Origin of the sequence: Streptomyces sp. Mut1 (assembly GCF_030719295.1) — a bacterium.
Taxonomy (GTDB): Bacteria; Actinomycetota; Actinomycetes; order Streptomycetales; family Streptomycetaceae; genus Streptomyces; species Streptomyces castrisilvae.
Map to the genome: position 1 here is coordinate 129,871 of NZ_CP120997.1, position 22,192 is coordinate 152,062.

Below are 22,192 nucleotides of genomic sequence, written 5' to 3' on the forward strand. Positions count from 1 at the left end.
GCGCCTTCGGATCAGGGCAACGACCGTGTGAGCCAGGCGACTTCGCCACTGTCCTCGGTGGAGATGTGGTCCCGCTCGAACCCGAGCTTCTCCAGGACGCGGAGCGAGGGTGTGTTCCAGGTGCCGACGGTCGACCACAGCCGTTTCCGCCCGGTCGCGGCAGCCGCTTCGAGCACCGCGGCTGCCGCCTCGGTGGCGTAGCCGCGCCCGTGCACCCGCTGGAACAGCTCGTAGGCAATTTCGGGCTCCTCCAGGGTGGAGCGGCCGATGATCAGCCCGCAGTAGCCGATGAAGTCGCCCTCGTCGCGGCGCTGGACGGGCAGCAGGGCGATTCCGGTGCTCTGCGTCGCGGTGAGCAGCTCCGTGATGGATTTCCGGATGCGCTCGGCCGCGGGCGTCCCCTTGCCCCGTTCGGAGAGGAGGGCGCTGAACTCCTCGGCGTCCGTCTCTGCCCAGGGGCGCAGGATCAGCCGCTCGGTCCGCAGGTGGAAGGGCATCGTCTCGTACGTGGGCATGCCCCTACTGTGCCCCACGGCTCATCGGGCGCCGGGGGTGCCCGGTGCCGTCGTCGTGCTTGCGCGCACGTGCAGGCCGAAGCCGGTCCGCCCGGCCGGCTCCACGCCCTCCTTCAGGTGCAGGGAGGGGATCTCGTAGTCGCCGGAGTTCTGCCGGCGGAACGGGATCGGTTCGGTCGCCTCCAGAGCGAGGAGTCGCCGCTCCCAGGCCTCGGCCGCCTCCGGGTAGTCGTCGGCGGTCATCCGGTCGGTGCCGTACAGCACGAACGGAGGCAGTACGTCGAGTCCCGGGTAGTGGAGGATGCCGTGCTGGATCGGGAAGAGCAGGTCCTCGATGGGTCCGTTGATGCCGCGGGCGCAATAGTGCGGTTCCAGGCCGCCGATGGTCACCGACAGCAGGGCCCGCCTGCCCGCGAGGGTGCCCTCGCCGTAGCGCTCGCCGTACTTGGTGTCGCTGTGCTCGCCGACGCCGTACGCGAAGTGGTAGGTGAACACCCGGTCCACCCAGCCCTTCAGGATCGCGGGCATCGTGTACCACCACAGGGGGAACTGGAAGATGACGGTGTCGGCCCACAGCAGCTTCTCCTGCTCGTCGCGTACGTCCGCGGTGAGCGTCCCGGCGTCGAAGGCGCGGCCGGAGTCGCGGGCCACCCTCAGCGGGTCCGAGGCGTCGGGGCCGTAGTCCGTGGCGTCGACGACCGCCTTCCAGTTCATCGCGTACAGGTCGCTCACCCGCACCTCGTGGCCGGCTTCCTCCAGGGTGGACACCGCGAGGTCCTTCAGAGAGCCGTTCAGCGACTTCGGCTCGGGGTGGGCGTGGACGATCAGCGTCTTCACGGGGAACTCCTCGGGATCGGTTGCTCTCGATCCTGGGCCCCGCGGCGTACGGCGTTCAGGGACGCCTCTTCCGTAGGGCGGGACTTCCTGGTATCGGCAGGGCCACCTTCGCGGGGCCCGGCCGAGGCCATACTGGGAGGCATGGACGATCTGGCGGGATTCCTGCGGACCCGGCGTTCCAGGGTCGACCCGGCCTCCGCCGGCATCGCCGTCGACAGCCGGCGGCGGGTGGACGGCCTGCGCCGCGAGGAGGTCGCGCACCTGTCGGGGGTCAGCGTCGACTACTACGTACGCCTGGAGCAGGGCCGGGCCAACAAGCCCTCCGAGCAGGTCCTCGACGCGCTCGCCCGTGTCCTCGGGCTCGACGAGATCGAGCGCGAGCACCTCTACCGGCTGGCCAGGCAACGCCGTCGGCGTGCGAGGACGCCCGGCGGGCGGGTCCGGCCGGAGCTGCTGCGCGTCCTGGATCTGGTGACCGGCGCGCCCGCGATGATCATGGACCACCGCATGGACGTACTCGCGGGCAACCGTCTCGCCGGGCTGCTGTACGGGCGGCCGGTGCCGGGGCTGAACACCGCCCGGCACCTCTTCCTGGAGGAGACCGACCGCGGTCTGTACGCGGAGTGGGAGCAGTGCACGCTGGACGCGGTCGGGCATTTGCGGCTGGCCGCCGGCAAGTACCCCGACGACACGCGTCTGGCCTCGCTCATCGGCGAGTTGGCGATGGGCAGCGAGCGCTTCCGCCGCCTGTGGGCGCGTGCGGACGTCCGCGCCCGCACGCATGGACGCAAGGTGTACCGGCACCCACTGATCGGGCTGCTGGAACTGCACCAGGAGAACTTCGCGCTTCCGGACGGCTCGGGCCGCGAGATGCTGGTGCTGTCCGCGGCCGCCGGCAGCCCCGCCGAGGACGGGCTGCGTCTGCTGGCCGGGCTCGGGGCGGACACGAAGAGCGCCGAGGCGCATACGGAGCACCCGGTCGACGCGCGGGCCCGCGAGTAGCCCGGTACGCGGCGCGGGCGCGGGGTCGGGCCACCGGCACGGTGGTCCCTACGAGCGGCACACTCCGTTCGTCACCGTGCGTCAGTGTCCGGCCGGCGCGGACGCGAAGATCCACCGGTTGGCGGCCAGCGTGTCGTTGTTCTGCGGGAGAGGGCCGCGGCCGTACTGCCGGGTGAAGTCGAACGGTGTGCGGATGGTCGTGGTCCACCCCCGGGCGGTGAGGCCGGCCGCCGAATCGGGCCGGGGCTCCCGGTTGAACAGGGCGGACAGGTCGACGCCGATCCGTTCGCGCACCACCGTGTGCAGGGGGTAGTCGGCGGCGGCGTCCGCGGCCGGTTTCTCCACGTGCTTCACCTCGTAGGCCAGGGCGCTGCCCGCCGCGCTGTGCGCGACGACGGTGTCGATCAGGGCGCGCTCCGCGGTGGGTGGCAGGTACGGAAGCAGCCCTTCGGCCACCCAGCTGGTGGGGGCCTCGGGGTCGAACCCGGCCGCGATCAGCCGCTCGGTCCAGGCCTGGCGCATATCCGCCGCGAGCGCGTGCCGTTGGACCGGCGGTACGGCGCCCAGCGCGTCCAGGACGGTCCGCTTGAAGGCGAGGACCTCCGCCCGGTCGATCTCGAAGACCGCGCAGCCGGGCGGCCAGGCCAGCCGGTAGGCGCGGGAGTCGAGACCGGCGCCCAGGATGACGGCCTGCCGGGTTCCCGCCGCCGCCCGGTCCAGCAGGAAGTCGTCGAACACCCGGGTGCGCAGCGCGAAGAAGCGGCCCAGCCGGCCCCACAGCGGGTCGGCGTCTCCCCCGGGCACCTGGTCGGGGTGAACGGGCCAGTCGGCACTGGACGCGGACGCGCGTACGAAGTGCTCGGCGTAGGTGTCGCGGGCCAGGGCGTCGGGGCGGCCGGCCTCGACGGCGCGCGCCGCGGCCACCATCAGTGCGGTCCGTCCGACGCCTTCGTCCACGTCGGCGCCCCTGCCGGCGGCCTCGCTCCCGTCCCGTCCTTCCGCATGCGCCACTCGGCATCCCCTCGAAAGGTGCACATGTTCACAGAACGACCCCGTGAACTCCCGGACGGAACCTATGATCCCAGCGACAGCGGGCCTCGGGCCGCATCCGGCCGGCTCTTTGTGCGTTCAATACCTTTCGGGAGTTGTGGTGGCGGATCTCGCGGAGTCGGTCGAATCGATGGAGCAGCTCTCCGTGGCCTGGCGGGCCATGGTGCTCGACCGGGACGCGGGCGCGGACGTGCGGGACCTGCCCGGGATCGCTGTCCGCTGGGCCGACTGCGGTTTCGCGTTCTGGAACTGCGTCACGCTGACCGAGGTCGGCGCGGACGCGCTCCTCGTCGGCCGGCGGATGGGGCAGGCGGCGGACATCATGCGGGCGAAGAGGCGGCCCGGCTTCCTGTGGGTCTTCGAGGACGTCCTCCATGAGGAGGGACGCACGGCGCTGGACGAGGCGGCCGAGCGGGCGGGGCTGGCGTACGCCTTTCCCGGCACGGGTATGGCCGGAAACCTGTTCCCGCTGCCCGAACCGGCCCATCCCGAGCTGGAGTTCGTGCGGGTGAGCAGTGACGAGCAGCTGCTCGCCTACGCGGACCTCAATTCGCGCGCCTACGGGTTCCCCCCGGAGGCGGGCCGCGACGGGATCGCGGGGTCCTCGCTGTGGAAGAGCGGGGTGCACGCCTACCTGGGGCTGCGGCAGGGCGTACCCGTGACGTGCGCGGCGACCGTGGAGGCACAGGGGCGTCTCTTCGTCGTGCTCGTCGCCACCGATCCGCGGTGGGAGCGCCGGGGGTACGGGGAGGCGGTGACGCGCAAGGCGCTGTACGAGGGGGCCAGGGCGACCGGCCTGACCCGTGCCACGCTGCACGCGACCGCCGCGGGGGCGCCGGTGTATCCGCGGATCGGCTTCACCCCCAATTCGGCCATGCGTTTCTACGGCCTCAAGGAGTGACGCCGGTCCTGGGCCGGGTGTGCGGTCGGCCGGACCGGCTCCCGGGTGCGGTCAGGGGCGCAGTGCCTGGAGGGTCAGTTCGCCGTACCGGCGCCAGAGTGCGGGGTCCCGGTCGGCGATCCTGATCAGCTGGACGGCGAGTCCGCAGAGCACGATGCGCAGATCGAGCACCGAGGCGTCGGCCCGGACCTTCCCGGTGGCCTTGGCCGCCTCCATCAGCTCCGACAGCTGGATCAGCAGTCCGGAGCCGTTCCGGACGCCGGCGTCGGCGAGGACCTCCGACAGCAGCCGGTCCCCGGCGAGCGCCTCGAAGAGGCGGAGCACGTAATCGGCGAACGCCCGGTACGGGTCCGCCTCGCTCAGCGCGGCGGCCGTCACCCGCTCCAGCTCCGTCAGCCGGTGGTTCACGGCGGCCGCCACGAGGTCGTCCTTGGTGGGGTAGCTGCGGTAGACGGTCGCCTTGCCCACGTCGGCGCGGGCGGCGATCTGCGGCACGGTGCCCTGGAGGCCGGATTCCTGGAAGACGTCGAGCGCCGCCGCGAAGACCCGCTCGTGGTTGCGGCGGGCGTCGGCCCTGCGCAAGGGCGTACCCGACGCGCCGGGTCGGGGACTCGTCTCTGCGGAACTCACCCGCCCATTGTGCCCGTTCCCGCTGTGCGGCAGCCGTCGGGCCCCGTCTGTCCGGGGCCGGTGGGAAAGCCGGCGGAATTTCGTCGCGCGGCGGGGAACTACCCACGGTCCGGACCCGTTTACGCTGTGAACACCAAGTGGACCCTTGGGTCCGTATAGGTTCCCGGTCTCTTTCGGCCCGCGCGCGACGGAGGTTTCACATGATCAACAGGCGCAGTTTCGGCAAGGCCGTCGGTCTCGGCACCGGTGCGGCAGCCGCTTCCATGGCTGCCGGGCTCCGGACAGCACCGGCCGCCTCGGCCGCCTCACGGACGGGAAGCGGGGCCCCGGCGCCGGGGGTGCGCGCGACGACCGCCGGCGGCCACACGGCCTTCGGCGAGCTGAAGCACATCAGGGCCGGTCTGCTGAACGTGGGCTACGCCGAGGCGGGACCGGCCCACGGCCCCGTGGTCATCTGTCTGCACGGCTGGCCCTACGACATCCACAGCTACGTCGATGTGGCGCCCCTCCTCGCCTCCCAGGGGTACCGAGTGATCGTCCCCTACCTGCGCGGCCACGGCACGACGCGCTTCCTCTCCTCCCGTACCTTCCGCAACGCCCAGCAGTCGGCGGTCGCCCTCGACATCATCGCGCTGATGGACGCGCTGAAGATCGAGAAGGCCGTGCTGGCCGGCTTCGACTGGGGGTCGCGCACCGCCGACATCATGGCGGTCCTGTGGCCCGAGCGCGTCAAGGCGCTCGTATCGGTGAGCGGATACCTCATCACCGATGTGGAGGCCCAGAAGACCCCTCTGGCCCCAAAGGCCGAGCACACCTGGTGGTATCAGTACTACTTCGCCACGGAGCGGGGGCGCAGCGCCATGAAGGACGAGAAGATCCGGCCCGAGCTGTGCCGGCTGGTCTGGGACACCGTCTCCCCCACCTGGGACTTCGACGACGCCACCTTCGCGCGCACGGCCGCTGCCTTCGAGAACCCCGACTACGCGGACATCGTGATCCACAACTACCGCTGGCGGCTCGGCCTCGCCGACGGCGAGCGGCGTTACGACCGCTACGAACGGGTGCTGTTCACGATGCCGACGATCGCCGTCCCCACCATCACACTCGACGCCGACCAGGACCCGTTCGCCCCGACGGACGACGGGGCTTCCTACCGTCACCAGTTCACCGGCCCGTACGACCACCGCACGCTGGCGGGCATCGGCCACAACGTCCCGCAGGAGGCACCCGCCGCCTTCGCCCGGGCCGTGAGGGACGTGGACCGCTTCTGACACGGCACTGTCGCAAAAGAGGCCACAACGCGAAGTCCGGACGGCCCGTCTCCCGTCGGGACCTCCGGGCGGGCCTGCCGTCTCTCCCCCCGCTGCCGCGCGCGACGGCGCGGGGACCTGGACGCGGTCCGTCCGAGGAGCCTAGGCTCGGGCCGCTTTCATATCCGTATCTCCTACCGAAACCATTCGACTGACCACTGCTCGGTGACGGAGCCGGCGTGGGGTGCGCGTCCCCGCTCCACGCCGACACTGGACGGTTCCAGGTGATGACCACGGGTCGGCACATCAGGACGCCGACGACCCCGGGTGGTCCGCCCCGCCGGGCAGCGAAAGGGACGCGCCGTGTCATCGGCGACCTATCGCACGCTGCTGCGCACCCGGGGTGCCGCAGCCTTCTTCCTCACCGCCACCGCGGGCCGCACAGGCATCGCCATGACCAGCCTCGGCATCGTCTGGCTGGTGCACGACCGCACCGGCTCCTACACCGTGGCCGGCCTGGTCACCGGTTGCTTCGCCGTCACCGAGGCATGCGTCGGGCCCCAACTCGCCCGGCTGATCGACCGGTTCGGCCAGACCCGGGTGCTGCCACCCGCGCTCCTCGCACACGCGGCCGCGGTGGCGTCGCTGCTGGCCCTGACCGGGACCGGCGGTCCGCATGGGCTGCTGGCGGTGGCCGGAGCGCTGGTGGGGGCGACGATCCCGCAACTGGGAGCGCTGTCGGCGGCCCGCTGGACAACTCTGCTCAGCGGCCGGCGGGCCGAGGCACTGCCCACCGCCTTCGCCCTGGAATCGCTGGCCAACGGGGTCTGCTACCTGGCCGGTCCGGCCCTCGTCGCCGGGGTCGGGGCGGGGCTCGATCCGGCGTTCGGCATGGCCCTCGCCACGGCGCTGGTGGTGGGTGGCGGGCTTGCCTTCGCCGCCCAGCGCCGCACGGCGCCCGGGGCGGCGGGCGACGCCGAGCGCAGGCACGCGGGGCGTTCGTTGCTGCGGCCGGCCTTCGCCGCACAGTTCGGGGTGAATCTCGGCCTCGGGGTGTACTTCGGCGCGATGCAGGTCTCGGTGACGGCCTTCGCGGTGGAACACGGGGCGGCGCAGGCGGCAGCGCCGCTCTACGCGGTGTCGAACTGCGCCGGCCTGCTGGCGGGCTGGCTCTACGGGCTGCGCCGGTGGCGTGCCGCGCCGCGGATACAACTGGCCTTCGCGACGGCGGGGCTGGCGGTGTGCTGTTGGCCGGTGCTCGCCGCCGGCTCCTTCGCGGGCCTGGGTCTCGCGCTCACGGCCACCGGGCTGGCGGTCCCGCCGATCCTGGTTCTCTCCTCGGTGCTCACCACGGCGTCGGTGGGTCCGGCCGCTCTGACCCAGGCGTTCACCTGGCTGAACTCGGCGAGCGCCGCGGGGGCGGCCGGGGCCGCGGCGGTGGCGGGGCGCACGGTGGACACGTACGGGGCACACGGCGGCTTCACGGTCGCTGCCGCGGCCACCGCGGCGATGGCGGTGCTGGCCGCGGCGCACGCGGGCGCGGCGCGGGGCGTACGCGGTTCTCGCAGCCGTACGTGACACGTCCGGTCCCCGGCATCGGGATGCCGGGGACCGGGCCGGTCCGGATCGTGAGGGGTCAGGAGGCGATGAAGCGCGCGACCTGGCCCAGCACGACCGTGTCCGCCAGATACCCGATGTGGGTCTGGCAGATCACGTTGTTGTTCGTCGCGCCGTCCAGCCGGGTGCTGGTGTAGGGGAGGATGATGCCGTCGCACGCCGAGTACCAGGTGGCGTACTTCGTGTCACCCGGTGTCTCGTCACCGGAGGTGATCTGGGAGATGAACGAGGAGCCGGGGTACATCTGCTGGCAGGTCGTGTAGATCAGGCACGCGCCGGCGTAGGTGGTGCCGTGGTTCGCGCCGGCGATCGAGGCCAGGTGGCTGACGCTGGTGTTGCCGCCCAGCACCTTCAGGTAGTACTGGCTGACGAGGCCGCCCATGGAGTGGTTGACGATCGCGACCTTGCTCGCACCGGTCCTGGACTTCACGTCGTTGACGAAGGTGGCCAGGCCCTGGGCGTTGGTGATGTTGTTGCCGTAGGAGTTGTACTCGTACGCGAAGAGGTTGGAGCTGGACCAGCCGTTGAGCCGGAAGACGCTCATCGCGGTGACCCAGTTGGAGGCGCTTCCGGTGTATCCGTGGACGAAGACGACCGGGGTGCTGGTCGACAGGGGCTGAACGGCGGCCGTGGTGGCCGGGGCGGCCGGCTCGGCGGCACCGGCCGCGGACGCCGGGGAGAACAGGGTGAACGCGACCGTGACGGCCGCGAGGATGCCGAGAAGCCGGCGCGGTGAACGACGACGCATGGAGCACTCCTGAGGGGGACGCGGGGATGTGGATGCCTGCCCGGACAAGGTTCGGGGCCGCGGGGGCCCGCGCCATCGGTGAATTCACCGGCCTTCGCGACGGACCCCGCGCCCCGGTCCGGCCCGCGCCGCGCCGCAGTGGTTTTCGGCCGTTTCCGCCCCGGGCGCAGTGTTTCGCGCCCGGGGCGGGCGGCGCTCGCGCAGAGTGCTCGGCATGACGACACCCGCTGAGCTGCTCCGGTCCCTCGCCCGCACCCGGGCCTCCCTCGACGGCGAGGAGGTCACGTACTGGTGGACGGGCGATGTGTACGCATGGGCGCCCGACCAGCCCTATGAGCGGCTCTTCGGCTTCGAGGGGGTCAACGTCGCCCGCCTCGTCCAGGACGCCGGGACGGGCCCGGACGCCTACCGGTTGCTGACCCGCGAAGCCGCCTTCTACCTGGACCCCGGCACCCGCGAGATCCTGGAGACCTGGAACGGCCTGCCGGTGATCCATGTCTGGAACGACCCCGCCAACCAGCGGTGGCGGCCGTTCCCTGTCCCGGCGACCGACCTGGGTGCGCAGGTGTGCTTCAGCCTGGAGATCCCGCTGGCCTATCCCTCGCCGCTGCCCGTGGCCGAATACCCGGTCCACTCGGCCGGGGACACGTACAAGGCCCTGGAACTCTTCCAGTTCTTCGCCGACCGTGTCGATCTGGCCGGACCGGCACCCAGCGTCCCCGCCACGATGTCGTGGACGCGGATGTCCCCGTGGCTGCCGTGGATGGCCCGGGGCCAGGCTCCCGGAGGCCTCACCTTCCACTGCCGGGGCCGGAAGCTGGGCTCGTACGCCGAGGTTCCCGAACGCACCCACGCCTACATCGCCGCCCACCACCCGGAATTCGCCCACGCCCCGGAGTGCTGGAGCGAGCCGAACGAGACCAGCTGGACGTATTTCCGCAAGCTCAACCCGCCGGCGTAGCCCCCGCCCCGTTCCGGTGTGTCTCCGTACCGGTCGCGGGCCGTTCGGCGCCCGCCGGGTCGAGGCCGCAGAGGTCGCCCAGGGGCACGGGTCTGATGGGCAGTTGGGCGGAGAAGCGGCCGCCGCGCCCGACCGGCAGGCGAGCACGAGAGGGAAGGCGGCGACGTCACGGGCACCACCCGTGACGTTCCACCGCCGGTCGACCCGGGCGAGCCGGACGCGGGCGAGACGGCCGGTGCCGTGCGCGGCGGTCACGACCGTCCGCGAGGAGACGCGCACGCCCCCGCGGACGAGCCGGGTGAGGATCATGCCGACTCGGCGAGCATGCGGACATGGCCGGGTACGGCACCGAGCGCGCGGAGCAGTTCGGCGGGGGTCGGAACACCTTGGCGAAGGCGACCTCGCGCACCCGGACACCGTCGCGGACGAGGCGGTCGGCCACGAGGAGGAGCAGCGGGTGCGCCCCGGCGAGCACCACGTCGCCGACGGGCGCGATGTGCCGCGCCTTGACGAGGGTCTGCACCCCGCCGGCGGTCATCACTCCGGGCAGCGTCCGCCGGGGAAGGCGACCGGCAGGTCGTAGGCCCCGGTGGCGATCAGGAGGCGGCGCGCGGCGATCTGCCGGGCCCCGTGGCGCGGGTGGCTGACCGCCACCCCCAGGCTGTCGGGCCCGGTGCCGCCCGGCAGCACGCCGATCGCCGACCAGCCGAACTTCGCCGTCAGCCGCGGGTCCTGCTCGAACCGCCGGATGAGGCCGGTGGCCCAGGCGTAGCCGGCGGTGGGCCGCGGGGTGCCGGTGGTGGGGTCCTGCGGCGGCCTGCGGAAGATCTGGCCGCCCGCTCTCCGCTGCTCGTCGATCACGACGGCCTCCAGACCGTGGTCGGCCGCGCGGAGAGCCGCCGACATGCCTGCCGGGCCCGCGCCCACGACCGCGAGACCGAACATCACAGTCTTCCCGACGTCTCGACGGTCATGCCCTCGCTCACGGCCACGAGGCAGGTGCGGGTCAGCGGCCGGCCGTCGACGGTGGCCGCGCACTCGAAGCAGGAACCCAGGTTGCACAGAGGTGCCCGTGCGGCGCCGGTCCGGTCCCGGTCGAAAGGGGCTCCCGCGACGAGCATGGCGGTGGCCACCGTATCGCCGGTACGGGCGCGGACCCGGCGGCCGTCCACCTCGATGGTGACGTCGGCGCCGGGTCCCCGGGTCGTGCGGCGCCAGGTGGAGGGGGTGGTCATGACGTGCTCCCTTCCTCGGATCGGGCGGGGTCGTACGGGGCGAGGTCGATGCCTCCCTTCCCCGCTCGACCATCCGGTATTCGAGCGGGAGGTGGAGGCTGCCCGCGTTCCGGCCGGAGGCGTACTGGTTGATCTGGTCCTTGTCGGCCGGCAGGACCCGTGCGCCGTCGCGGGCGGCCATCCAGGCCGTGAGGCGTCCCAGGAGACCGCCGACGACGACCACGACGTCGTAGCGTTCAGCCGTCGCGAGGAGTCACCGGCCGGCCGGCGGTGTTCCGGCCGGGCGCGAGGACGGGGGCGGCGCGGCGGCGGCGCGGTCGTGGGGTGACATGGCCTCCGAGTGGTGGTGGACGATCCGCCACCCCTGCTCTCCTCGCCGCAGGACGTCGCTGACGCGGTAGCAGCGGTCGGGATCCGCCCCGGGGTAGACCGCGCGCAGGACGTAACGTGCGACGGCGCTGTCCCCCCAGGCATCGACCAGCAGGTCCTCGGGGGCGACGGACACCGGCACGGTGGCGGGGGTCATGCCGGCCCGCCGCCTCGTGCGCAGTGCGTCCACCTCCGCGGTGCTGTGCAGCATGCGGTCGGCGTCGCTCTCCCAGACGGTGACGCCCGGATCGAGACACCGCGCGAACGCCTGCCAGTCGCCGAGTGCGTGGTAGAGGCCCTGGATCAGGGAGGTCACTTCTTGTTCGGAACTCATCTTCGGTCCTTGTCGGTCGGGGGTGGCCGCAGTCGTCACGCGTGCTGGTCGAGTACCGTGCGGCCGCCCTTGACGATCAGGCTCAGCTCGCGCATGGCGGAGATGTCGGCGAGCGGGTCGCCGGCGACGAGCAGGAGGTCGGCGAACGCGCCTTCGCGGACGCAGCCGATCGTGGCCCCCTTGCCCAGCCAGTCGGCGCCCGTGGAGGTGGCGGCCGTGAGCGCGGCGTGCGGAGTCATGCCCGCCTGCACCATGAATTCGAGCTCGCGCACGGTCGCCGACGTGCCGTCGAACTCGGCGTGCGGGGGCATGTCGCTGCCCAGGGCGATGCTGACGCCGTGCCGGATCGCCGTCTCCAGGCTCTCCCAGTGGCGGTCGCCCCAGGCCAGGGCGCGGTCCTGCATCCAGACCGGCATGCGGTGTCGGTTGAAGAACTCCCTGCACCGGGTGACGGTGATGGTCGGTACGTAGGTGACGCCGCGCTCGACCATCAGCCGGCAGAGTTCGTCGGTCAGTTCGTAGCCGTGCTCCACACAGTCGAGGCCGCGCCGGATCGCCTCCATGGTGGGAAGGGCGGGGCCGGCGTGCGCGGTCACCTTCCGCCCCCACGCGTGGGCGATCTCCAGGACCGCGTCGAGTTCGTCGTCGCGCAGCTGGGACGTCGTGACCTTCTCGTGCTCGCCGGCCATCCCGCCGGACAGCGACAGCTTGATGAAGTCCGCGCCGTGCTTGATCTGGTCGCGCACGGCGGCGGCGAAGCCCGCGGGGCCGTCGGCCTCACGGCTGCGCTGCCAGCCGTGTCCGCCCGTGGAGCAGACGAGCTGGCCGGCGGTGAAGATGCGCGGGCCGAGGGTGCGGCCGCTGTCGATGGAGTCGCGCAGGGCGAAGTCGATGTGCCCGTAGGTGCCGGTGAGCCGTACGGAGGTGACGCCCGCGAGCAGGGACAGCCGGGCCTCCTCGGCCATGTGCAGGGCGAGTGCGGGGTCGTCGAGCATCGCGACGCGGGCCAGGTCGCCGGGGAGGGCGAGGTCGAGGTGAACGTGCATGTTGATCAGGCCGGGGACCACGGTGGCACCGGCGGCGTCCAGGACGCGCGGGTCGGCGGCGGTGGAGGCCTCACGCAGCACATCGTCCACGGGACCCACCCGGCGGATGCGGTCTGCGCTCACCCAGACGCCCTGGTTCTCGGCCACCTGCTCCGAGCGGCCGTCGAAGACGCGGGCTCCGGCGATGACGAGATCCCTCTGCTGTGTCTGCATGGCACTTCTCCTGTGTGTTGTTCGTCGGTTGTTTCAGTGGTCGGTGGGACGGGTGTACGGGTGTATGGGTCGGCTGCCGCTCAGCTGTGTGTGTCGGCGGCCAGGGCGTGTGCCGGTTCGGGGTGGGTGGCGTCGGCGCGGTCGAGGTGGTGGGTCTCCTCCGCCCAGTACACGGACGCCAGGCCTATGAGGGCGATGACGACGAGGAGGCCGGCCAGGGGCCACAGCGAGCCGCCGGACCAGAGGATCAGCGCCGAGACGGCCAGCGGAAAGACGGCCGTGATGCCGCCCGAGATGAGGTTGACCGACATGCCGCTGTAGCGGAGGTCCGCGGGGAAGAGCTCGGTGAAGAAGCTCGGCACGACGCCGATCATCCCCGCGTGGCCGGTTCCGAAGGCGAGCGACACCGCCAGAATGAGAAGCAGGCCGTTCCCGCTGCCGAGCATCCAGATCAGGGGGAAGGCCAGCACGGCGGCCGCCGTCGCACCCACCATGTACACGGGCCGCCGGCCGACGCGGTCGCTGAGCCGTCCGAAGCCGACCATGGTCACCATCTCGACCGCGAATCCGACCATGAGGGCGACCAGGGCCATCGTCGGGCTGACGTGCAGGACGTCGACGCCGTAGACGAGGACCGCCAGCTGCACGAGCGAGGAGAAGCCGGATTCGCCGAGCCGGGCACCGATCGTGACCAGGGCGCTCTTGCGGTGGTGGCGGAAGACCTCGGCGATGGGGGCGCGGGCCTGCTTGCCGCGCGCCTGGAGCGCGGCGAACTCGGGGCTCTCGTCGACCTTGAGCCTCATGTAGAGCCCCACGGCGACGAGCACGACGCTGGCCAGGAACGGAACCCGCCACCCCCAGGACTCGAACTGCTGCTGGGAGAGGACTCCGGAGAACAGGGCGAAGATCCCGGTGGCGGCAAGAAAGCCCAGCGCGATGCCGGACTGGGTCATGCTGGTGAAGAACCCGCGGCGGTGTGCCGGGGTGTGTTCGGCCACCAGCAGCACCGAACCGCCCCACTCACCGCCTGCCGCCAGGCCCTGCACGAAGCGCAGGACGACCAGGAGGACCGGAGCCCAGCCACCGATGGTCGCCGCCGTCGGCAGCAGGCCGACCACCGTGGTCGACACACCCATGATCACCAGGGTCAGCACCAGTACGGTCTTGCGGCCCAGCCGGTCTCCGAGGTGCCCGAACAGCATTCCGCCCAGGGGCTTGCTCACCGATCCGACGGCCAGGGTTCCGAGGGCTGCGATGGTGCCGACCGCGGGGCTGAGCTGCGGGAAGAAGAGCTTGTCGAAGAGCAGGGTGCCGCCGGCCACGTACAGGAAGTAGTCGTACCACTCCATGGCCGTGCCGATCGAGCTCGACACCACGACCCGCCCCAGCGACCGGCCGACCGGGGATTCGATGTGCGCCGGAACTGCCATACGTAGACTCCTAGACGGCTGGTGATCACGCTTGGGGGGACGGGCGGCCGGAGTGTTCTCCACGTCCTTCGCTCTACCCGTTGCCGGGACGCTAAGCGAGCCCGAGTGTGCAGTCAAGCTTTACAACGTGCCGATTATTTACCCGTTAAACGGTACGTTCTGATGACGTCCGTGCAGTGAGGCTTTACGAGGGGCCATGATCAGTCAACAATTGCGGATGCTCCGGACCCAGCGCGGCCTGAGCCTGCGCGCGCTCGCCGCGGAGACCGGCGTGTCCGCCACACTGCTCAGCCAGATCGAGCGCGACGTGACCGAGCCGAGCCTGGCGACGCTGCGCCGTCTCGCTGGCTTCTTCGGGGAGTCCGTCTCCGCGCTCTTCGACGATCAGCACAGCCCGCCGGTGTGGGTGAGCAGGCCGGGCAACCGCTCGACGATCACGGGGCCGCGCGGCAGACTCCGTTACGAGCGCCTGACGCCGAGCAACGGCCAGATGGAGGTGCTGCGGGGCGTCCTCGCCCCCGGCGAGACGACCGCCGACGAGATGTGGGCGCACCCCTCGCTGGAGTGCACCGTGGTGGTCGCGGGCACCCTCACCGTCGATCTCGGCTCCGACTCCCACGTGGTCGCCGCCGGTGAGGCCATCACCTTCGACGCGCGGCAGCCCCACCGTTACCGCAACGCCTCGGACACGGCCGTCGAGTTCCACGTGTCGGTGACCCCGCCGAACCCGTGACGCTCGTGTCCGGCGGGTGCGGGCGGTGCCGCTTCTCCTCGGCGCCGCCCGCACCCGGCCCTACCGGACGCGGGGCAGCGGATCCCGCGTCCGGCGTCCTCACCGCCGGTCCGGCCGGCTTCCGCCGTCCCTCCGGGGGCCGACGGCGGCGGGCGTTCCGGCCGCGGCCGGCGCGGGGCGCCGGGGGCCGGGGAAGAAGCGGTTGGTCGTGCGCCGGTACAGGTCGTAGTCGGGGCGCTTCCCCAGGCTGAAGTGTTCCGCGGGAACGGCACCCGTGTAGTACACGAGCGTGTGGTACATGGTCCAGGAGATCCAGGCCAGACCGAACGCCGTCAGAAGATCAGGCACCAGAGGCACCTCGCCCCAACGGGCCGTCAGCACCGGCAGCGAGAGCAGGATCAGGCTGTTCCACTGCATCCACTGGGCGAAGTAGTTGGGGTGCCGGCTGTAGCGCCACAGCCCGGCGTCGCAGGTGCGGTGCACACTCCCGCGGCGGCTCCGGCGGGTGAAGCGGGCCTTCTGCCGGTCGGCGGCCGATTCGGCCACCCAGGCAAGGGCCCACAGGGCGGCCGCCGTGACGCTCAGGGCATCGAACGTCCCCGACCGCTCCGCGGCGAGCAGGGCGGGAATCGCCAGGACAGTGGCGTTGGCCCCGCACTGGACCAGGATCTCGACCTGCAGGGACAGCCTCTCGCCCCGGAAACCGTCCCGCTCCCAGCGCCGCCGCTGGTAGCGGTAGCGCGGCAGCTCGACCGGCAGCCGGGTGAGCACCATGAACCGCAGGGACCAGGCCCCCATCCGAAGCCCCATCAGCAGATAGATCACCGCTGTGGCCATGGTGGCGGGCGACCTGGCGTCCCCGAAGACCAGCACCTGGACGCCCAGCGCGACCAGCCCCCAGGGCCAGGCCACGTCCACGTAGGACATGAAGCCGGTGCGATGGGCGGGCAGGCAGGCACCCACCCCGAAGACGACCAGTTGCACGGCCAGATTGACGACCGCGAACCGGGCGGGACCGGACTGGGTCACCAGCCCGGCGAACAACACGGCATAGATCGCGAACGGCGCGATGCGTCTCACGACGGCCATAACGACTCCCCTCGCCTGAGACACATGCATCCAGGTGTCTCGCATGAGACATTAGGTGCATGATGTCTCCACCGCAAGAGATCCCCGATCCCCTCCCCGTGGACGACCCGGTGCTGCGCGCGGCGGTCGCCATGTTCGACCGGGACGGCTGGATCGACGCCCGCGCGCTGGCCCAGGAGGCCGGAATCGGCCGCGCGACGCTCTACCGGAGGTACGGCGACCGGGACCGCCTGCTCGGGGAGGTGATCTGGTCGATCGCCACGGCCGAGTTCGCCCGGGTCCACCCCCGGTGCCGCGGGCGGGGCGCCGACGGGATCGCCGACCTGGTCCACGCGATACTGCACACCAGCGCGCGACTTCCGTCGATGCGCCGGTTCCTGGCCGACCATCCGGAGACCGCCCTGCGGGTCATGACCTCACGCGACGGCGTCATGCAGCACCGGCTCATCTCGACGCTCACCCGCATCGTCCGGGCCGAGATCGGCGAACCCGACGACACCGACGCGGCCACCCTCGCATACGCCGTCACCCGCGTCGGCGAGTCCTTCTACTACCGGGAACTGATCACCGGCGAGCCGGCCGACATCGACGCCGCCGCCGTCGTCATCCGCCGGCTCCTGCGCTGACCGGGCGGCCCCCCGGGACGCGTCCCGTACCTGCCGAAGCCGTGCCCGGCGGGTGCCGGGCACGGCTTCGGTGCGCGGTGCGGGGTCAGCGGACTTCGAGGACCCGGTGCTCCTTGAGCGAGGCGCAGTTGCTGTTGTCCACCGACACGTACACGTTGTCGATGTGGCCGCTCCAGCTGACGCAGTGGCCCTTGCCGTAGGCGTAGACCGGACCGGCGTACGACGTGAACTTCCCGGTGTCGTCCGACCAGGCGTCGGTGTCGGGGATGTAGACGGACGCGCTCATGTCCAGCGCGGCGCCCGGGTTGGAGCGGATGGTCACCACACAGTTCTTGCCGTTCGAGGCGTTGTACGTCAGGTAGAGCGTGCCGAGGGAGCCCACGGCGGCCGAGTTCACCGTCTTGTACGAACTCCCGCAGACACCCTGCGGTGTGACGTTGGGCGCCGCCGAGGCGGACGGGCCGAACGCGGCGGTCGCGCCCACCATCAGCGTGGTCAGTGCCCCGGCAGTCGCGATATTACGGATCTTTCGCATATTTCCCCCTTGCGTCCTCAGGAGCGGTTTGCTCCCACTTGTTGTGACCTCCGAGGGGCGCGGATGGTTGTGCGCGAATCGTCTTGTGCCGGCGGGGGCTCCCTCGGCGGTCAGGCGTGGCGGAGGCAGAGGGTTCCCCACTGGAAGCCCGCGCCGATCCCGGCCAGCACGTAGGTGTCTCCCGGGAGCAGGGCACCTGCGGCGACGGTGGCGTGAAGTGCCGTGAACAGGCCTGCCGATCCGGTGTTGCCGAGTCGGTCGATGGTGACGGTGGCCCGTTCCCGGGGAACGCCCAGAGCGGCCAGGGTCTCGGTGAGGATGTTCAGGTTCGCCTGGTGCAGGAAGAAGTGCCGGACCTCGTCGATCGGCACGGCGGCGCGCTGGGCGGCGCTGCTGATGCTCTCCGGAAGGCGTGTGGTTGCCGCGTTCCAGACCGCACGGCCGTCCATGTACAGGTAGTGGTCCCCGGCGGCGACGGTGGCGGCGCTGGCGGGCAGCCGGGAGCCACCGGCGGGAATCTGGACGTCGTAGGACAGCTGGGAGCCGAGGTCGTAGGACAGCAGGCCCGCGCCAGGGGTGTCCGACCGGGTGAGGACGACGGCTGCCGCGGCGTCTCCGAAGAACACCCGGGTGGTGCGGTCGGTGGGGCCGGTGATCCGGGATGCGCAGTCGGCCGCGACGAGGAGGATCGTGCTGATGGAGGGGTTCTGCAGGAGGTGAGCGGCGATCAGCATGGCCTGGATGCCGGAGGCGCAGGCAGCCTGGGTGACATCGAGGGACAGGGCCCGGTGTGCCCCCAGGGCGTCCTTGACGATCAGCGCGGTGGAAAGGAGCGGCTGGTCCCCCGTGTAGCTGGCCACGATGACCGCGTCCAGTTGGGCGGGTTCGATTCCGGCGGCGGCCAGGGCCGGGTGGGCTGCGGCGACGCACATGTCGGAGGTCGCCAGGTCCGGGGCCAGACGGCGACGTTCACGGATTCCGGTGCGGCTGGTGATCCACTCGTCGCTCGTGTCCAGGGTGCGGGTGAGCTCCTGGTTGGTGACGACCGCCGGCGGCAGGTGCATCCCGGTCCCGGAGATGGCGAACGGCACGGACAGGCCGACGCCCGTCTGGTGGAACAGGGTCTGGTCCAGGGCGACGGTCATGCCACGGCACTCCGTTCGGACGCGATCGATACTTTTCGGGGAACTCCCATATTCCACACCTTTCGATATCCATTCGAGAAAGGACCGGCGACGCCGGGTCCGTCGGATTCCAAAGCCGCCGCATCTTCTCACGGAAAACGGACAGGGATATCCCGCGGTAATCCGTGAGCGTGAGGAATTATTCGACTGCTTGACATCGCGATACCGGGAATACTCGGCCGTGCAATGCGAAACCGGCGGCGAACGCATTTCGCATGCGTGCGCGGCCGATCCGGGAGTGCCCTCCGGTCACGTGGGCCTTTCCCCTGCCAGGGGTGTGCGGAGCGAAGGCACGGAGGCGAGCAGCGTCCGGGTGTACGGGTGCCTCGGTGCGCGCAGGAGCGTCTCGGTGGGAGCGGTCTCCACGATCCGCCCGTGCCGCATCACCGCGACGGCGTCGGAGACGTGGCAGACCGCGGGCAGGTTGTGGCCGATGAACAGCATGGAGAGCCCGAGCCGTCGCTGGAGTCCGCGGATCGTGTTGAGTACGGATGCCTGCACCGACACGTCGAGTGCCGAGGTGATCTCGTCGGCGATCAGCAGGCCCGGCTCGACGGCCAGGGCGCGGGCGAGAGCCACCCGCTGGCGCTGGCCGCCGGACAGCTGCCGCGGCAGGCGGCCGGCGAGCCCGGGGTCCAGGCCGACGAGGCGGAGCAGTTCGGTGACGCGCTCGGCGCGGGCGGCCCGGTCGAGCCGGCGGTAGACGGTGGCGGCCTCGGCGAGTGCCTGGCCTGCCGTCATCCGCGGGTCGAGCGCCGTGTCCGGGTCCTGGAGGACGATCTGGACCCGTCGGCCGAGGCGCCGCCGGTCGCGGACGGTCCGGGCTCGGGTCTCCCGGCCGTCGATCAGGATCCGGCCGCTCTGTACGGGGACGAGGCCGACGATCGCTCCGGCCAGGCTGGACTTGCCGGAGCCGGACTCCCCCACGAGCCCGAGGGTGGTGCCGGACGGGACCTCCAGCGAGACACCGTCCACGGCGGCGAACGAGCCCCGGGGGCCGGTGCGGCGGACGGTGAGCCCACTCACCCGAAGGACCGTCACGACGCGGTCACCGGCTTCGTGTCCGCTGTCACCGGCAGCGGATACCAGCAGGCGACCCGGTGGCCCGCACCGAGGTCGTCGAGAGGCGGGGCCTGCTCGGCGCAGAGATCCTGGCGGCGTGGGCAGCGGGGCTCGAACGGGCACCCCGGCGCGGGCGCGAGCGGATCGGGCGGCGCGCCCTCGACCGTCGGCAGGGGCCGGTCGCGGCCGGCCGTGAGGTCCGGCACCGATGTGACCAGGGCCCGGGTGTAGGGGTGACGGGTGCGGTCGGCGAGGCGGGCGGCGGGCAGCGCCTCGACGACAGTGCCCGCGTACATCACCAGGACCCGTTCGCAGAACTCTCCCACGAGCGCGATGTCATGGCTGATGAACAGGATCGCGGCGGATGTGTCCCGCCGGATGTCGGTGAGCAGCCGGGTGATCTGCCGCTGGACGGTGACGTCGAGGGCGGTGGTCGGTTCGTCGGCGATGATCAGTCCCGGCCGCACCATCAGCCCGGCGGCGATCATCACGCGTTGGCGCTGGCCGCCGGAGAGCTGGTGGGGACGTGAGCGCAGCACCGCAGGGGGCAGCCCGACCCGGCGCAGGGCATCAACGGCCTCCGCGGTGGCCTGCGCGCGGCTCGCACCGCGGTGGGTGCGGACGGCCTCGGTGAGCTGGGTGCCGATCCGCAGGGACGGGTTGAGCGCGGAAGCCGGGTTCTGGAAGATCACCGACAGGCCCGTCGCGAGGTGCCGGTCCCGTTCCTTCCGTGTCAGGGCGGCGAGGTCGGCCCCGAGCAGACGCAGCGTGCGCCGGGACACCCGGGCGCCGTACGGGAGCAGGTCGGCGATCGCCAGCGCGGTGAGCGACTTGCCCGAACCCGACTCGCCGACGAGCCCGACGATCTCGCCCGGCCGCAGTGAGAGGCTCACACCGCGCACCGGACGGATCGTGCCGCCCGGGGTCGGCAGTTCGACGGTGAGGTCGTCGACCTGGAGGACCGTTCCGCCCTCGGCGGGGCCGCTCGGGGCGGGCCTCTGCGCGGGGATGCGCGCCACCGGGCCGCGCCCGGCGGCGCTGCCGGCCAGGACCTCGCCGAGCAGTTGGAAGGCCAGGGCGGCGTAGAGCAGGGCCAGGCCCGGGGCGAGTGCGGGCAGCGGTTCGGCGTAGATCCGGTCGAGCCCCTGGCTGAGCAGCTGCCCCCAGTCGTAGCCGGGTGGCTGGACGCCCAGGCCGAGGAAGCTCAGCCCGGAGAGCGCGACCAGGGCGGTGCCCGCCGCCGTGGTGACGCTCAGGAGCAGCGGCTCGGCGATGTTGGGCAGGACATGACGCCACAGCAGCCGGTGGCGGCGCAGGCCGAGGACCCGGGCCGCGGCCAGGTGGTCGGTGCCGGCGACGCCCGCGGCGAGGGTCTGGGCGAGCCGGGCGAACCCGGGTACGGCCGCGGCGGCGAGGGCCAGCACCGCACCCGTCGTGCCCGCGCCGAACACCACCGCGAGGAACATCGCGAGCAGGAGCGCCGGGAAGGCGAGCAGGAGGTTGATCAGCCCGGCCGTCAGCCGGCGGGCGCGCCGTCCGAGGACGGCGGTGCAGGCCCCGAGGAGCACACCGGCGGTCGCACCGAGCACGACCGACGCCAGCGCGAGCAGCAGGGAGGGGCGGGTGGCCGTCAGGACGCGGGCCAGCAGGTCCCGGCCGAGACCGTCCGTGCCGGCCGGGTGCGCTGCCGAGGGGCCCAGGAGCACGGCCGAGGGATTCGGGCGGTCGGCCGCCGCGCCCCACAGGAGCGGGCCGGCCAGGGCGAGCACGACGAGCGACGCCAGCATGACGCCGGTGACCCAGGCCATGGGTGAGCGCCCGAGCGCGGAGGGACGGGGCATGGTCACAACTCCCGGATCGCCGAGCGGGGATCGAGCACGGCGAGCAGCACGTCGACCAGGAGACCGGCGAGCAGCACGGTGGTGCCTAGCACCAGCACCATGGCCTGGACCACCGGGTAGTCCTGCGCGACCACGGACTGGGCCATGGCGGAGCCGATGCCGGGCCAGGCGAAGACCTTCTCGACCAGCACGGTGCCCGCGACGAGGGCGGGCAGCAGGCTCCCGGCGACGGTGAGCGTGGCGGCGGCCATGTTCGGTGCCGCGTGCCGGAGACAGCGGCGTGCGGACGACAGCCGCTTGCTCCGGGCGGTGCGCAGGTAGTCCTCGTTGAGCACCTTCAGCGCCTCCACTCTGACCAGGCGTAACAGCATCGCGGTGGGAGTGAGGGAGAGCGCGAGGACGGGGAGGACGAGGGACGCGACGCCCGCCGCTCCGGCCACCGGGAACAGGGGAAGGCCGACGGCGAGCAGCGCGGTGAGCCCGGACGCCAGCACGAAGTCCGGCACCCCGGTCAGTCCGGCCGTGACCGAGGTGAACACCAGCTCGGTGCGCGGGCGGCGGCCGTCGCGGGTGCGGAGGGCGGCGAGCAGGCCGCCGGGCAGGGCGATGGCGAGAGCGGTGAGGAAGGCGAGACCGGCGATCTCCAGCGTGGCCGGCAGCCGGGTGCGGACCAGTTCCGCGACCGGTGCTCCGGTGACCAGCGAGGTACCGAGGTCGCCGTGCAGGAGGCCGTCCACGTAGTGCCGGTACTGGGACAGGAAGGGCGTGTCGAGCCCGAGGGCGTGCCTGCGGGCGGCCACCAGACCGGGGGCGGCGTCGACGCCGAGCGCGGCCCTGACCGGATCGCCCGGGATGAGGCGGACCATCGCGAAGGACGCGGTGAGCACGATGCCCAGGGAGACGGCGAGCCTGAGACCGCGGCGGCCGAGGAACACGGTCCAGGGGTGCCGGAGCAGCTGGGGAACGGACATGGTGGGTCCCGGG

At 72.0% G+C, this 22,192-nt stretch carries 23 protein-coding genes; 7 read left to right on the forward strand and 16 right to left on the reverse strand.

Going from position 1 to position 22,192, the window contains the following annotated elements; genetic code table 11:
- Positions 1 to 11: 11 nt before the first annotated feature.
- Positions 12 to 515, reverse strand: coding sequence for a GNAT family N-acetyltransferase (locus P8A18_RS00565; protein ID WP_306050668.1), 504 nt, complete (start codon positions 513 to 515; stop codon positions 12 to 14).
- A gap of 21 nt (positions 516 to 536) precedes the next feature.
- Positions 537 to 1,352, reverse strand: a complete 816-nt coding sequence (locus P8A18_RS00570) for an NAD(P)H-dependent oxidoreductase (protein ID WP_306050670.1) — start codon at positions 1,350 to 1,352, stop codon at positions 537 to 539.
- Between the two features lie 141 nt (positions 1,353 to 1,493).
- Here P8A18_RS00570 and P8A18_RS00575 point away from each other — a divergent pair, with 141 nt between their 5' ends.
- Positions 1,494 to 2,354 carry a helix-turn-helix transcriptional regulator gene (locus P8A18_RS00575; RefSeq protein WP_306050672.1) on the forward strand — a complete coding sequence of 287 codons (861 nt, stop codon included), beginning with the start codon at positions 1,494 to 1,496 and terminating at the stop codon, positions 2,352 to 2,354.
- A gap of 81 nt (positions 2,355 to 2,435) precedes the next feature.
- On the opposite strand, the gene P8A18_RS00580 is transcribed toward P8A18_RS00575, so the two are convergent.
- Positions 2,436 to 3,365 (reverse strand): class I SAM-dependent methyltransferase, encoded by a 930-nt coding sequence (locus P8A18_RS00580; protein WP_371933626.1) that lies wholly within the window; start codon positions 3,363 to 3,365, stop codon positions 2,436 to 2,438.
- 139 nt (positions 3,366 to 3,504) lie between these two features.
- On the opposite strand from P8A18_RS00580, the gene P8A18_RS00585 reads away from it, so the two are divergent.
- Positions 3,505 to 4,305, forward strand: a complete 801-nt coding sequence (locus P8A18_RS00585; RefSeq protein ID WP_306050674.1) for a GNAT family N-acetyltransferase — start codon at positions 3,505 to 3,507, stop codon at positions 4,303 to 4,305.
- A 51-nt stretch (positions 4,306 to 4,356) separates the two neighbouring features.
- Here P8A18_RS00585 and P8A18_RS00590 read toward each other — a convergent pair whose 3' ends face one another.
- Positions 4,357 to 4,935 (reverse strand): TetR/AcrR family transcriptional regulator, encoded by a 579-nt coding sequence (locus P8A18_RS00590; RefSeq protein ID WP_306050676.1) that lies wholly within the window; start codon positions 4,933 to 4,935, stop codon positions 4,357 to 4,359.
- A 200-nt stretch (positions 4,936 to 5,135) separates the two neighbouring features.
- Between P8A18_RS00590 and P8A18_RS00595 the strand changes: the two genes are divergently transcribed.
- Both P8A18_RS00595 and P8A18_RS00600 read left to right on the forward strand, forming a co-directional pair.
- A complete protein-coding gene (locus tag P8A18_RS00595) occupies positions 5,136 to 6,206 on the forward strand; it encodes an alpha/beta fold hydrolase (protein ID WP_306050678.1) in 1,071 nt (356 codons plus the stop codon).
- Positions 6,207 to 6,548: 342 nt separating this feature from the next.
- Positions 6,549 to 7,763, forward strand: a complete 1,215-nt coding sequence (locus tag P8A18_RS00600) for an MFS transporter (RefSeq protein ID WP_306050680.1) — start codon at positions 6,549 to 6,551, stop codon at positions 7,761 to 7,763.
- Positions 7,764 to 7,821: 58 nt separating this feature from the next.
- Here the strand turns inward: P8A18_RS00600 and P8A18_RS00605 are convergent, their stop codons facing one another.
- A complete protein-coding gene (locus P8A18_RS00605; RefSeq protein ID WP_306050682.1) occupies positions 7,822 to 8,550 on the reverse strand; it encodes an esterase/lipase family protein in 729 nt (242 codons plus the stop codon).
- A 214-nt stretch (positions 8,551 to 8,764) separates the two neighbouring features.
- Here P8A18_RS00605 and P8A18_RS00610 point away from each other — a divergent pair, with 214 nt between their 5' ends.
- Entirely contained in the window at positions 8,765 to 9,511 is a 747-nt protein-coding gene (locus P8A18_RS00610) for a DUF1838 family protein (RefSeq protein WP_306050684.1), read from the forward strand.
- Positions 9,512 to 10,048: 537 nt separating this feature from the next.
- On the opposite strand, the gene P8A18_RS00615 is transcribed toward P8A18_RS00610, so the two are convergent.
- From P8A18_RS00615 to P8A18_RS00635, 5 genes are all read right to left on the reverse strand, one after another.
- Positions 10,049 to 10,456 (reverse strand): FAD-dependent oxidoreductase, encoded by a 408-nt coding sequence (locus P8A18_RS00615; protein WP_306050686.1) that lies wholly within the window; start codon positions 10,454 to 10,456, stop codon positions 10,049 to 10,051.
- Entirely contained in the window at positions 10,456 to 10,746 is a 291-nt protein-coding gene (locus P8A18_RS00620) for a (2Fe-2S)-binding protein (protein ID WP_306050687.1), read from the reverse strand. The genes P8A18_RS00615 and P8A18_RS00620 overlap by 1 nt, the downstream gene beginning before the upstream one ends.
- Before the next feature lie 253 nt (positions 10,747 to 10,999).
- Complete coding sequence (locus P8A18_RS00625) at positions 11,000 to 11,449, reverse strand: YybH family protein (RefSeq protein ID WP_306050689.1); 450 nt, start codon at positions 11,447 to 11,449, stop codon at positions 11,000 to 11,002.
- Positions 11,450 to 11,484: 35 nt separating this feature from the next.
- On the reverse strand, positions 11,485 to 12,708 hold the full coding sequence (locus P8A18_RS00630) for an amidohydrolase family protein (RefSeq protein ID WP_306050691.1): 1,224 nt from the start codon (positions 12,706 to 12,708) through the stop codon (positions 11,485 to 11,487).
- Between the two features lie 80 nt (positions 12,709 to 12,788).
- Entirely contained in the window at positions 12,789 to 14,138 is a 1,350-nt protein-coding gene (locus P8A18_RS00635) for an MFS transporter (protein ID WP_306050693.1), read from the reverse strand.
- A gap of 196 nt (positions 14,139 to 14,334) precedes the next feature.
- Here P8A18_RS00635 and P8A18_RS00640 point away from each other — a divergent pair, with 196 nt between their 5' ends.
- Positions 14,335 to 14,871, forward strand: coding sequence for a helix-turn-helix domain-containing protein (locus P8A18_RS00640; RefSeq protein ID WP_306050695.1), 537 nt, complete (start codon positions 14,335 to 14,337; stop codon positions 14,869 to 14,871).
- Between the two features lie 99 nt (positions 14,872 to 14,970).
- On the opposite strand, the gene P8A18_RS00645 is transcribed toward P8A18_RS00640, so the two are convergent.
- Positions 14,971 to 15,960, reverse strand: coding sequence for a DUF1295 domain-containing protein (locus P8A18_RS00645; RefSeq protein WP_306050697.1), 990 nt, complete (start codon positions 15,958 to 15,960; stop codon positions 14,971 to 14,973).
- Between the two features lie 59 nt (positions 15,961 to 16,019).
- On the opposite strand from P8A18_RS00645, the gene P8A18_RS00650 reads away from it, so the two are divergent.
- Positions 16,020 to 16,586, forward strand: a complete 567-nt coding sequence (locus tag P8A18_RS00650) for a TetR/AcrR family transcriptional regulator (RefSeq protein ID WP_306050699.1) — start codon at positions 16,020 to 16,022, stop codon at positions 16,584 to 16,586.
- Between the two features lie 85 nt (positions 16,587 to 16,671).
- Here the strand turns inward: P8A18_RS00650 and P8A18_RS00655 are convergent, their stop codons facing one another.
- From P8A18_RS00655 to P8A18_RS00675, 5 genes are all read right to left on the reverse strand, one after another.
- Positions 16,672 to 17,121: a spore-associated protein gene (locus P8A18_RS00655; RefSeq protein WP_306050701.1), complete on the reverse strand. Its 450-nt coding sequence runs from the start codon at positions 17,119 to 17,121 to the stop codon at positions 16,672 to 16,674.
- 110 nt (positions 17,122 to 17,231) lie between these two features.
- Complete coding sequence (locus P8A18_RS00660) at positions 17,232 to 18,266, reverse strand: 3-oxoacyl-ACP synthase III family protein (protein ID WP_306050703.1); 1,035 nt, start codon at positions 18,264 to 18,266, stop codon at positions 17,232 to 17,234.
- 288 nt (positions 18,267 to 18,554) lie between these two features.
- A complete protein-coding gene (locus P8A18_RS00665; protein ID WP_306050705.1) occupies positions 18,555 to 19,331 on the reverse strand; it encodes an ABC transporter ATP-binding protein in 777 nt (258 codons plus the stop codon).
- Between the two features lie 11 nt (positions 19,332 to 19,342).
- Positions 19,343 to 21,208 carry a dipeptide/oligopeptide/nickel ABC transporter permease/ATP-binding protein gene (locus P8A18_RS00670; protein WP_306050707.1) on the reverse strand — a complete coding sequence of 622 codons (1,866 nt, stop codon included), beginning with the start codon at positions 21,206 to 21,208 and terminating at the stop codon, positions 19,343 to 19,345.
- A gap of 2 nt (positions 21,209 to 21,210) precedes the next feature.
- Positions 21,211 to 22,179 carry an ABC transporter permease gene (locus P8A18_RS00675; RefSeq protein ID WP_306050709.1) on the reverse strand — a complete coding sequence of 323 codons (969 nt, stop codon included), beginning with the start codon at positions 22,177 to 22,179 and terminating at the stop codon, positions 21,211 to 21,213.
- Positions 22,180 to 22,192: the final 13 nt, after the last annotated feature.